9 protein-coding genes and 1 pseudogene are annotated in these 12124 nt (G+C 56.2%); all 10 read right to left on the reverse strand.

Features of this window, described 5'->3' with window-relative positions; genetic code table 11:
* A pseudogene (locus AC3Y2E_RS03590) lies at positions 1 to 199 on the reverse strand (hypothetical protein); the annotation flags it as partial.
* Between the two features lie 688 nt (positions 200 to 887).
* Complete coding sequence (gene dnaJ, locus AC3Y2E_RS03595) at positions 888 to 2009, reverse strand: molecular chaperone DnaJ (RefSeq protein ID WP_379207239.1); 1122 nt, start codon at positions 2007 to 2009, stop codon at positions 888 to 890.
* A gap of 128 nt (positions 2010 to 2137) precedes the next feature.
* Positions 2138 to 3985 (reverse strand): molecular chaperone DnaK, encoded by a 1848-nt coding sequence (gene dnaK, locus AC3Y2E_RS03600; protein WP_379207241.1) that lies wholly within the window; start codon positions 3983 to 3985, stop codon positions 2138 to 2140.
* A gap of 60 nt (positions 3986 to 4045) precedes the next feature.
* On the reverse strand, positions 4046 to 4642 hold the full coding sequence (gene grpE / locus AC3Y2E_RS03605) for a nucleotide exchange factor GrpE (protein ID WP_190929523.1): 597 nt from the start codon (positions 4640 to 4642) through the stop codon (positions 4046 to 4048).
* A gap of 27 nt (positions 4643 to 4669) precedes the next feature.
* On the reverse strand, positions 4670 to 6196 hold the full coding sequence (locus tag AC3Y2E_RS03610; protein ID WP_379207244.1) for a TCP-1/cpn60 chaperonin family protein: 1527 nt from the start codon (positions 6194 to 6196) through the stop codon (positions 4670 to 4672).
* A 46-nt stretch (positions 6197 to 6242) separates the two neighbouring features.
* On the reverse strand, positions 6243 to 7268 hold the full coding sequence (gene hrcA, locus AC3Y2E_RS03615; protein WP_379207246.1) for a heat-inducible transcriptional repressor HrcA: 1026 nt from the start codon (positions 7266 to 7268) through the stop codon (positions 6243 to 6245).
* A 105-nt stretch (positions 7269 to 7373) separates the two neighbouring features.
* Positions 7374 to 7835 (reverse strand): N-acetyltransferase, encoded by a 462-nt coding sequence (locus AC3Y2E_RS03620; RefSeq protein ID WP_190929520.1) that lies wholly within the window; start codon positions 7833 to 7835, stop codon positions 7374 to 7376.
* 106 nt (positions 7836 to 7941) lie between these two features.
* A complete protein-coding gene (gene hemW / locus AC3Y2E_RS03625) occupies positions 7942 to 9189 on the reverse strand; it encodes a radical SAM family heme chaperone HemW (RefSeq protein ID WP_379207249.1) in 1248 nt (415 codons plus the stop codon).
* A gap of 308 nt (positions 9190 to 9497) precedes the next feature.
* Complete coding sequence (gene lepA, locus AC3Y2E_RS03630; protein WP_379207251.1) at positions 9498 to 11312, reverse strand: translation elongation factor 4; 1815 nt, start codon at positions 11310 to 11312, stop codon at positions 9498 to 9500.
* Positions 11313 to 11389: 77 nt separating this feature from the next.
* Entirely contained in the window at positions 11390 to 12124 is a 735-nt protein-coding gene (locus AC3Y2E_RS03635) for an ABC transporter permease (RefSeq protein ID WP_379207254.1), read from the reverse strand.

The raw sequence follows: 12124 nt of genomic DNA on the forward strand, positions 1-12124 counted from the left end.
GATGGTGCTCCAACTCTGACTCGTATGCCTTAATGGTCACTTGATCGATCCCTGCTGCACCTCGGTTCCGTTTCACCTCTCGGAAGGCTTCCTCCATGTTTGGCTTCGCCCATATCTTATCGATGAGGCTATACCACTTTCGTCCTTCTTGTATCTTTACTCCCTCACGAGATCGATTGTCCTTCTCCTGGTTCCCCATGCTCGTTTTCCTTCCCTTTCGGATTTCGGTTTGTAGCCTTACGGCAATCTCCGATTCCCCATCGGTACTCGCCCCAGACGGCTTCTCCTTACGTTCATTCCCCGGCTCTACGCTCTTCGTGGCTCCCCGGCTCCTGCCTGGCACATGGTTTCCCTCAATCGTTCTTCTTCCCTGGTTTCGGGCTTCGCACAAGTCTCCGCCTTTTGGGTCAAAGCTTGCAGCGGCGACTTAGCGCCGCTTCACTTACCCTTGCGGCCTTTCAGGTAAGCTTATTCGCTACTATCCCTACGTCTGACTGCTCACCATCCATAGTCCTGTCTTGTCCTTCTCGGCTTTGATCAGGGTTTACCACCTTGCGGTGGAAACGATGAACTCTCCTTGGGTCACGTCATTCGACTTTCACCCGAATCCAGTCCTCCTAACTTACGGGGTCTGTAGCGGTATTGGACATTCCCACTTTTCGCAAGGTTATCCGACTCCGTCAGCCATCATGGTTTGCCGCCTGTTCCGGGGTTTGCCTTCGCTACCTCCGCACCCATCCTCACGGACTGAGCACTATGCGTCAGCTACTACTTCCGCCGCCACGCGGTGTAGAGGAGACTTTCACTCCTTAGTCGAAGCGCTGCCAAGCGCACGAAAAGCCATTCCACCAGCCTGTTAGCTGATCGAATGGCTATAGATGCGGGAACTATTCGCCCCGAAACGCTTTTTTCATCCGTTCGAAAATCGACTCGTTATGCTCATGCGTATGCTCGCCGTTTTCTTTGGCAAAATCGCGGAGCAGGTCTTTCTGCTGCTCGTTCAAATTCGTCGGCGTTACGACGACGACCCGCACCTGCTGATCGCCTTGTCCGTAACCGCGAAGTCTGGGAACGCCTTTGCCTTTCAGGCGGAAATAGGTCCCCGTCTGCGTACCGGCCGGGATCTTCAGCTTGACCTTCTCGGTTAGCGTAGGAATCTCGATCTCGTCGCCGAGCGCCGCTTGAACGAACGTTAACGGCACTTCGCAGAAAATATCGTCGCCTTCCCGCTCGAAGAAGTCGTGAGACTTGACGCGGATCACGATGTACAAGTCTCCCGGAGGACCGCCTCTCGTCCCGCCTTCTCCTTCGCCGGATACGCGCAGCTGCGCCCCATCGTCGACGCCCGCCGGGATTTTCACGTTGATCTTGCGTTGGCGCTTCACTTTCCCTGCGCCGTGACACGACGAGCATTTCTCTTTGATCGTCGTGCCTTGGCCGTTACAGGTCGAACATACCCGACGGTTGACGATCCGGCCGAATGCGGTGTTTTGCACCACTTCCTGCTGCCCGCTGCCGCGGCAGGTGCTGCAAGTTTCCGGTTTTGTCCCCGGCTTCGCTCCGGAGCCGTGGCACGTATCGCACGACTCGGTGCGCGGGATTTGGATATCCATTTCTTTGCCGAATACGGCTTCCTTAAATTCGATCTGCATCGTATATTGCAAATCGGAGCCGCGCTGAGGAGCGTTCGGATTACGCCGCTGCCCCCCGCCTCCGCCGAAAAACATATCGAAAATATCGCCGAAGCCGCCGAAATCTTGCCCGCCAAAGCCGCCGCCCATTCCCTGGTTTGGGTCGGCGTGTCCGAAACGGTCGTAGTTCGCCCGCTTCTGGCTGTCACTCAGCACCTCATAGGCGTCTTTCGCTTCCTTGAACTTCTCCTCCGCGTCGGCGGCTTTGTTGACGTCCGGATGATACTTGCGCGCCAACCCGCGGTACGCTTTCTTGATCTCGTCCTCGGACGCTTCCTTGCTAACCCCAAGCACTTCGTAAAAATCGCGTTTGCTCACCGTTTCACCACCCCCAAAATACCCCAAAAAGTGAAGTTATCCTCTGTAGCTTATTCCACTCGCAAAACGAAAGTCAAAGCCGAGGGTCCCCCGGCTTTGACTCCGACGATCGTTCGTCCTGCGCCCGCTTATTTTTTGTCGTCTACGACTTCGTAGTCCGCGTCCACGACGTTGTCGCGCTTGGCTCCTTCGGCGCCAGCGCCGCCTGCCGCACCGCCTTCTTGAGCGGCTTGTGCCTGAGTAGCCTGCTCATACAGCTTGACGGACAACTGCTGCACGACTTCGGTCAAAGCTTCGGTCGCTTTTTTGATTTGCTCGAGATCGCTGCCTTCGAGCGCTTTTTTGAGTTCTTCCTTAGCGGCATTCGCTTTCTCGACTTCCGCCGGATCGGCTTTGTCGCCCAAATCTTTGATCGTTTTGTCGACGGAGTAGACCAATTGGTCCGCTTCGTTGCGGGCTTCGACCATTTCTTTGCGCTTGCGGTCTTCCTCGGCGTGAGCCTCCGCATCTTTCATCATCTTATCGATCTCATCGTCGCTCAAACCGCTGGACGAAGTAATCGTAATTTTTTGGCTTTTGCCCGTTCCTTTATCGAGAGCCGATACGTTTACGATCCCGTTGGCATCGATATCAAACGTAACCTCGATTTGCGGAATGCCGCGTGGCGCCGGAGGAATATCGCCGAGCATAAACCGGCCCAGCGTCTTATTGTCCGAAGCCATCGCGCGCTCGCCTTGCAGCACGTGAATTTCAACACTGGTCTGGTTGTCCGCATACGTCGAATATACTTGCGATTTGCTTGTAGGAATCGTCGTGTTGCGGTCGATCATTTTCGTAAATACGCCGCCAGCCGTCTCGATCCCGAGCGACAACGGAGTTACGTCGAGCAGTACGACATCCTTGACATCGCCTGTCAGTACGCCCGCCTGGATTGCAGCGCCGAGAGCAACGACTTCGTCCGGGTTAACACCTTTATGGGGCTCTTTGCCGATCAGCTTCTTGATCGCTTCTTGTACGGCCGGAATCCGTGTCGATCCGCCGACCAGGACAACCCGGTGAATCTCGCTTGGCGACAAGCCGGAATCGCTGAGCGCCTGACGAGTAGGTCCAAGCGTACGCTCGACGAGCGGAGCGGAAATTTCTTCGAATTTGGCGCGGCTAAGGTTTACTTCCAAGTGCTGAGGAACACCGTCCACTACCGTAATAAACGGAAGGGAAATCGTCGTGGTCAGAACGGAAGACAGCTCTTTTTTGGCTTTCTCGGCTGCATCCTTCAAACGTTGAACCGCCGCTTTATCTTTGCTCAGGTCGATACCGTGCTCTTTTTTGAACTCGGCTGCCAAATAGTCGATAATCACTTGGTCGAAGTCGTCGCCGCCGAGACGGTTGTCGCCGCTGGTCGCTTTCACTTCGAAGATTCCGTCGCCGAGCTCGAGGATGGACACGTCGAACGTTCCGCCCCCAAGGTCGTATACCAGAATCGTCTGGTTCGTTTCCTGCTTGTCGAGACCGTAAGCAAGCGCCGCGGCCGTAGGCTCGTTGACGATCCGGAGCACTTCCAGACCGGCAATCTTACCGGCATCCTTCGTAGCTTGACGCTGGGAGTCGTTGAAATACGCCGGAACGGTAATGACCGCTTGTGTTACCGACGTACCCAAGTAAGCCTCGGCGTCGGCTTTCAGCTTTTGCAGAATCATTGCGGAAATTTCTTGCGGCGAATAGTCGGTGGTGTCGATTTTTTCTTTATGATTCGTACCCATGTGACGCTTGATCGAAATAATAGTGCGATCCGGGTTCGTAATCGCCTGGCGTTTGGCCGTCTCGCCGACGACGCGCTCGCCGTCCTTCTTGAAACCTACGACCGAAGGGGTTGTACGATTGCCTTCAACGTTAGGGATAACGACGGCTTCTCCGCCCTCCATAACAGCCACGCAAGAGTTCGTTGTACCAAGGTCAATACCAATCACTTTGCTCATCTGATGTTCCTCCTTAATTGTCTCCTATAGATTAGACGCCGACTATCGCAAGCGAGAAAATTAACCGCTAACTTTAACCATCGACGGGCGAATGACTTTATCTTTTAACATATACCCGGTTTGGAGCTCTTCGACAACCGTGCCTTCTTCGTGCTCCTCCGATTCTACCTGCATTACGGCTTGATGGAACTCCGGATTAAACGGCCGGCCGACCGCTTCGATCCGCTGCAGCCCTTCCTGGACCAGCACCTGATCCAACTGGCGATATATCATATCAACGCCCTTTAACAGAGCTTCATGATCGGTGTTATCCTTCGAGGCAGTGATGGCGCGTTCGAAATTATCGATAACCGGAATCAACTGCTCGATCAGCTTAACGGAAGCGTATTTGGCGAAGTCTTCCTTCTCCTGACGGGAACGCCGCCGGAAATTGTCGAAATCGGCCTGGGTTCTCAAATACCGCTGATAATGCTCATCCGCCAGCTTCCGCTGTTCCTCCAGTTGGCGCTCCGCTTCCGACAGCTCCTTGACGCCGTCCTCCGCTCCGGCCTCTGCCGACGCGCTGGCAGTACCGGTCTCTTCTTGCCCGGTTTCGGCCGCCGTTTCCGTTACTAGTTCCTCCTGATCGAGCGTAGCCTGCTTCTCTTGTTCCGTCACTGCAACTTCCTCCTGTCAATCCCGACGTCATTCATCGGATCTCATTTTAATTACGGTATGTATGCGCAGCACCGCAGCCGCAACTTCTCCGGCTGCCCGCAGCGCATGCATCTTGACGGGCGCGGGATCGACGACCCCCGCCGCCAGGCAGTCCGTGACCGATCCGGTATCGCAATCGATGCCGTGGCAGTCGGACTGCTCCGCAAGCTGTGCGGCTTTGACCGCCTCTACTTTCTCCAGCGGATTAAATCCGGCGTTCAGAGCAATTTGCGCCAGCGGCTTGCGCAGCGCGTGAGCGGCCGCTTCCAGGCCGAACGCTTCCAGCCCGGTAGCCGTCTCGCGATATCGCTCCAGCTCGTGGGCGACCGCCAGCTCAACGGAACCGCCGCCGGGCAAGTAACCTCCGCGAATGGCGGCCTGAACGGCCGCCGCCGCATCTTTGGCGATGCGCGCCCGCTCGCCGACGACTTCGCGGGTACTGGCCCCGACGAGCACCGTGGCGGTCGGCTTCCCGGCTCCGCCTGACACCCGGACTCTGCGGATGCGCCCGTCGTAGGACAACGCGGCGCAGCGCCCGATATACGAGAACAGTTCGTCCTCCGGCTTGCCGAGCGCCGACCGTCTGGCCGGCTTCGCCCCGGTAAACTCGCAGAGCCGCTCCAGCTCCCGTTTCGGTGTCCGTTGCAGCAGCATGATCCCGTGATCGGAGCAAAATTGCTCCGCTTCCGGATCGGCGCTCCGATCCGTCGCGACGAGCCGGATATTCAAGGCAAGCAGCTTGCGCAAATGTTCGGCGAACCGTTCCTTCAGCTTCATAAACGTCTGGAATCCGGATTCCGTTACGAGCGCTTCTTCCTCCAGCTTATCAGGCTCCAGTGCATCGTACAGGACGAGAACCGAGCAGCCGGCATATTCGGTCTCGAATTGGTGAGCCTGATACGGCTTCTGCTCCAGCAGCAGCCCCGGCCACACTTCGTTGTGCCGGCGTTCGTGGGAACTGACGAGATCGGCGAACCGGAACCCGTCCTCCGACAATCGGCCCCCGCCCAGCTTCCTAGCGGCCTCGACGACAAGCTCGGCGATATCGCTTTGCTCCCGCCCGGCCACGTAAGCGATCTGGTACAGGATCGGATCGTCGGGACCGTTCACCGCCCGCGAACGAGCATGCATCCGCTCTGCGGCGAATCGGACCCCTTCCTGAATCCCCTGCACCACTTTGGCGACAGGCACTCCCCGGGTTACTTGGGCGACGCCCTCGGAGACAAGCGCGCCGGCCAGCACCGTGGCCGTCGTCGTCCCGTCTCCGATCTGCTCCTGCTGTGAGCGGGCTACCTGCACCAGCATACGGGCCGCCGGGTGGGTAACGTCCATCTTCTCCAGGATGGTCGCACCGTCATTGGTGACGAGAACGTCCCCGGAAGGTCCGACGAGCATCGTATCCAGCCCCTTCGGACCGAGCGTGCCTTCCACGGCGGAGCAGATCGCTCGTATGGCAGCGGCGTTATTGAGCAGCGCCGCGTGACGCTCTTCTCCTTCATGGTTCGGCTGTTTCATCGTTCCTGATCCTCTCCGGAGGCCGGAGTGCCGCCCGATCCGCAGATCATCTATACCAGCGGGCCAGCACGACGGCCATATCTTTCGACAGATGGTCCAGCAGGCTGATCACCTTGCCATATTCCATACGGGTCGGTCCCAGCAGTCCGATCGTTCCGAGCAGTTGCCCGTCTATCGAATAGGATGCCGTAATCAAACTGCAGTTATTAATCGCTTCAAGGCTGTTCTCCGCGCCGATCTTCACCTGTATGCCGGGCGAGGCGCCCGAAAACATCCGGACCAGCGTATGGGATTCGTCGAACAGATCTAGGATGCCCTTCACCTTGTCTACGTCTTTAAACTCCGGCTGGGTGAGCATATTGGTCGATCCGCTGACGAAGATCCGGTCGTCCTCGTCGCTTTGCAGCACGCTTTCGATCATCCGGATCAGCTCTTCATACTTGGACACGTAACGTCCCATCTCCGTGCTGATCTCATTGTACAGCCGGGTTTTGAAATGAAACAGCGGCACCCCGGACAATCGCGAATTGAGCATATTGACGATGCGTTCGATTTCGTGAACCGGCATCCCTTCGGGGATCGTGATAATCTTGTTCTCCACATGCCCGGTATTGGTTACGATAATCGCAACGGCCGACGACTCGTTCAGCGGTACGATCTGCAGATGCTTCAGCGTCGTAGTCAGCAGTTCGGGTCCCAGCACGATGGACGTATAGTTGGTCATTCCCGACAAGACGACCGCGACATGCTGGATCATCTGTTCCATTTCCTGCAATTTTTCTGCGAAAAACAGCTTCATCATATCCAGATCCGCAGCCGGCAAATGCCCGCGCTTGATCAGATGATCGACGTAATACCGATATCCCTTCTGGGAAGGGATGCGGCCTGCCGACGTATGAGGCTGCTCCAAATAGCCGAGCTCCTCCAGATCCGACATATCGTTGCGGATCGTCGCCGGGCTAAATCCGACATCGCCCCGCTTGGAGATGGTACGTGACCCGACAGGCTCGGCCGAACGGATGTAATCATCGACAATGGCGCTCAAAATCAATTTCTGGCGTTCCGATAACATGACGCGGGACCTCCCTTTCCAAGCAAAGCGTCTGTCGTTAGCACTCAATCGAAAGGAGTGCTAAACCTATAACTAAGTTACCAAAAAGAAAAGCACCTTGTCAAGTCAGTCAAGGCGCTTCAGCACTGCTATTTCGTCGCAATTATTTTGTTTTTTGCAATTGACGCAGTCGGTCCAAACTTTCTCCGGAAAAATCTCTTTCGGCACGACGGTAAACCCGATTTTCTCGAAAAAAGCGACCTCGTAAGTCAAAGCCATAATCTTCGGAATCCGCTGCTCCCGGGCTTCGTCCGTCAAAAATGTGACGAGCTTGCGGCCGATGCCCTGGCCTTTGTAGCCGTCCGTTACGCCGAGCGAACGAATCTCGACCAGGTCTTGTCCAAGTCGGAACAAGGAGCCGCAGCCTACGAACTGCCCCTCGTACTCGGCGATGACGAACGTGTCGATCTGACGAGCGAGCGCTTCTTTGGAGCGGGGGAGCATAATCCCTTTTTCCGCGTAGGATTGAATAATGTCGTATAGCGACCCGACATCGTCCGTCGTCGCTCTTCTGCATGATACGGTCATGACGCTTCCCACCTGTTGCTGAACGTTAATATGAATAAATATACATTCAGCTACGGATTTATGCAATATAAATTTTGTCCAGCGATGCAGATCTTTTGCTCCGGGTTTATTCGTCTTCCAGAAACGATCCGAATACGTCGTTGCCGAACAAAATTCCCCGCTCCGATAACCGGTAGCCGCCAGCTTCCGCCAAGAGCAGCCCGCGTTCCACAAGCGAGCCGAGCTTCTCTCCGAACCGCTCCTCCATCCGGATGCCGAACATCCGGTGAAACTCCGTATTGCACACGCCGGACAGCAGCCGCAGGCCGACCATCATAAAGTCTTCCATCGCCTCCTGCCGGCTGACCGCGTGACGCTCCTTCACGGGCAAACCGTCCTTGCAGGCGTCGATATAAGCCTGAACGCCCTTGATGTTGACGTGTCTCTGCCTCTGCGCGTATCCGTGGGCGCCCGCGCCCAGTCCGTAGTAGGCGAGGTTGCGCCAATACGTCCGGTTATGCCGGCTTTCCCGTCCCGGCTTGGCAAAATTGCTGATCTCGTATTGCCCATAGCCCGCTTGCTTCATTCGTTTCATGACCGTTTCATACATCTCAAGCTCGTCGTCCTCGTCCGGCAGCGGCAGCTTGTTGGCATGGTACAGCTTGTGAAACAGCGTATTTTCTTCAATCTTCAAGCTGTAGGCGGAGTAATGCTCCAGATCAAGCTTCAGCGCCTCGTCCAGCGTCGCGTTCATCTTCGCCGTCGTCTGGTTCGGAAGGCCGAGCATCAGATCGATCGACAGATTGTCAAACCCGGCGCCGCGGGCATTTTCGATGCTCCGGTACACGTCGTCCGTATTATGAATCCGTCCGATCGCCGACAACAGAGCGTTGTCGAACGACTGTACGCCGAAGCTGATCCGGTTCACACCGCCTTCGCGCATCGCCGCCAGCTTGTCCGGATCGGTCGTCCCGGGATTCGCTTCCATCGTAATCTCGCAATCCGCCGTCCGGTCGGCGAAATAAGTGTTAACCGTACGAAGGAAAAATCTCATCTGCTCCGGAGTCAGCACCGTCGGCGTCCCGCCGCCTACGAAGATCGACTCGATCCGCTCGGCGGGCAGACGCTTCACCGTAAGCTCCATCTCCCGCTCCAGCGCGTACAAATAGTCCATCACCGGCTGGCCTTGCACAACATACGAGTTAAAATCGCAATAGTGGCACTTGTTCGTGCAGAACGGGATATGGATATATACCGCCCGGGGCGGCGCCTGAACGTACTCGTTCCGCTCGATCCCCTGGTCATCCCGCGCCAAATCGATGATCTGTCCGGTTGCTGGTACATGGGCAGTATCCGATGTTTGCTTCTGTGTCATGCTGTCACACTCCTTTCCTTCCTACTCCACCCCGAATCGACGAATAGCAATTAAATCCGAATAACCTTGAAAACGGAAAAGAGATCCTGAAACACCGAAAGAGGATGGAAATATGCGGCGCAAAGTTTGAGTGTGAATTTGGCATGAACTCGCCAAAATCACACCAGGCCCGCATTTGAACTCGTGTCCCTACCTGCTATCCAATCCTAAGGGACACGAGTTCAACGAGCGGGTGGAGCGCATATTCCAGCCTCTTGCCTCGGACACTTCATCTCTTTTCCGTTTTCGCTTCGGTTATTCGCTTTACGCTATTCGTCGATTTTCAGCACCGCCATAAACGCTTCCTGAGGAACCTCGACGTTACCGACCTGCTTCATCCGCTTTTTGCCTTCCTTCTGCTTCTCAAGCAGCTTCCGCTTCCGCGAGATGTCGCCGCCGTAACATTTGGCCAGAACGTTTTTGCGCATCGCCTTGATCGTCTCGCGAGCGACCACCTTCTGCCCGACTGCCGCTTGGATCGGCACTTCGAACATTTGACGAGGAATAATATCTTTGAGCTTCTCGCAAATGATGCGTCCACGGTTGTAGGCGCGTTCCCGGTGAACGATGAACGACAGCGCGTCCACCTGCTCGCCGTTAAGCAGGATGTCCATCTTGACCAGATTCGACTGGCGGTAGCCCGACACCTCGTAATCGAACGAAGCGTAACCTTTGGTGCTGGACTTCAACTGATCGAAGAAGTCATACACGATCTCCGACAGCGGCATATCGTAAATGAGCGTAACCCGGGTCGTATCCAAGTATTCCATATTGATGAATTCGCCGCGTTTGCCTTGGCAAAGCTCCATGATCGCCCCGACGTAATCTTTCGGTACGATAATCGAAGATTTCACGTACGGTTCCTCGACGAAGTCGATCCGCCCCGTCTCCGGGTAGTTCGACGGATTGTCGATCAGCAGCACGTCCCCGCTCGTCAGCGTAACGCGGAAAATAACGCTCGGCGCCGTCGTAATCAGCGGAATGTTGAACTCCCGCTCGATCCGCTCCTGAATAATCTCCATGTGCAGCAGTCCGAGAAAGCCGCAGCGGAAGCCGAAGCCCAGCGCCGTCGACGTCTCCGGCTCGTACCGCAAGGAAGCGTCGTTCAGCTCCAGCTTCTCGAGCGCTTCGCGCAAATCGTTGTAATCGGCCGTATCGATCGGATACAGACCGCAGTAAACCATCGGATTGATTTTCCGGTAGCCGGGCAGCACCTCGGCAGCGGGATTTCTCGAATCGGTAATCGTATCGCCGACTCGGGTATCCTTCACGTTTTTAATCCCGGCCACGACGAATCCGACATCGCCTACTGTCAGTTCGTCCACCGCGGTCATGCGCGGCTTAAACGCCCCGACCTCGATCACGTCGAACTCGGCTCCGGTCGCCATAAAGCGGATCGGAGTCCCTTTGCGGATCGTACCGTCGATAACCCGCACGTACACGATAACGCCCTTGTACGCATCATAATACGAGTCAAAGATAAGCGCCTTTAGCGGCTTATTCGGGTCCCCGTTAGGGGCAGGCACCTTTTGTACAATCTGCTCCAAGATCTCCTTAATCCCGATGCCCGCTTTGGCGGAGGCGAGAACCGCTTCGCTTGCGTCGAGCCCGATGACGTCCTCGATTTCCTGTTTGACCCGTTCCGGTTCCGCACTCGGCAAATCGATCTTGTTAATAACCGGCAATATTTCCAGGTTATTGTCGAGCGCCAAATATACGTTCGCCAGCGTCTGCGCCTCGATCCCTTGCGCCGCATCGACGACGAGAAGCGCGCCTTCGCAGGCGGCAAGGCTGCGGGACACTTCATAAGTGAAGTCGACGTGTCCCGGCGTGTCGATCAGGTTCAATATATACTCGAGGCCGTCGTCCGCCCGGTAGGCGAGGCGAACCGTCTGCAGCTTAATGGTGATCCCGCGTTCCCGCTCCAGATCCATATTGTCGAGCACCTGATCCTGCATTTCGCGTGTGGTCAGAGCTCCGGTATATTCCAAAATCCGATCCGCCAGCGTTGATTTGCCGTGATCGATATGAGCAATGATACTAAAGTTACGAATCATGCTTTGCCTGTCCATACTTTGCGACATGTTGACCCTCCCGATTTTCGCGCATACACTCCATTATACCAAACTACCGGGGCCGGCAGCAATCGGGGGTAAACGGCCTATATTTCTTTACGAATAAAATACGAAAGCCCGGCGGCGAAAAACAGAGCGAAGCTACCTGCGATTACAAACACCAGCGTCTCCAAAGGCACGTTAAACGCCCCGAAGCCGCCCTCCGGAGGCAGCAGCATCGACAGCATCGGCTGGGCCCACGGATAATACGGGCCATACTGCTCGGATTGGGCGACAAGCATATTCGGAAGGGTGAAGATCACGTTAAGCGCCAGCGGGGCCGCGAAGCTCGCCCAAGCGACCGATACGGCCAGCTGCAGAGCGGCGAGCGGCACGGCGGCGACCCAACCCCCGAACACACCGCGGAGTATCAACTCCCAAGGAACCGCAGCTTCGAATCCTTTGATCCTCCCTACGATCAGCAGCCCGGCCACGAACAGCAGCTGAGTGACTGCAAGTAGCGCAAGGACAATCGTAAACTTGGCCATGTACAGCGACGAGCGCGAGACAGGCAGCGCAAGCAACTGCTTCCAGCCTCCGCCGGCGTGCTCGTAGCGGCATACGAAAGCGGCGAACACGCCGGTAAGCAGCGGTAAAAAAAGCATGGCATGCAGCATTGCCATCATCGCGTACGTATATTCCCACTGCGGCCCGGCTTCGCCGGAGCTTTCCCCGATCCCGATGAGCGAGGCCAGCAGGGGACTGACGAATACGAGCAGCCATATGTTCGATTTGCGCATCTTCAGCCATTCGGAGCGCAGCACATTGATCCATGTCTTCAT

This window comes from Paenibacillus sp. MAH-35, assembly GCF_058135425.1.

Coding starts and splice junctions, on each gene's coding strand:
- dnaK (WP_379207241.1), bottom strand. CDS start 3,985: ATGAGCAAAGTGATTGGTATTGACCTTGGTACAACGAACTCTTGCGTG.
- AC3Y2E_RS03610 (WP_379207244.1), bottom strand. CDS start 6,196: ATGAAACAGCCGAACCATGAAGGAGAAGAGCGTCACGCGGCGCTGCTC.
- hrcA (WP_379207246.1), bottom strand. CDS start 7,268: ATGTTATCGGAACGCCAGAAATTGATTTTGAGCGCCATTGTCGATGAT.
- AC3Y2E_RS03620 (WP_190929520.1), bottom strand. CDS start 7,835: ATGACCGTATCATGCAGAAGAGCGACGACGGACGATGTCGGGTCGCTA.
- hemW (WP_379207249.1), bottom strand. CDS start 9,189: ATGACACAGAAGCAAACATCGGATACTGCCCATGTACCAGCAACCGGA.
- lepA (WP_379207251.1), bottom strand. CDS start 11,312: ATGTCGCAAAGTATGGACAGGCAAAGCATGATTCGTAACTTTAGTATC.
- AC3Y2E_RS03635 (WP_379207254.1), bottom strand. CDS start 12,124: ATGAAGACATGGATCAATGTGCTGCGCTCCGAATGGCTGAAGATGCGC.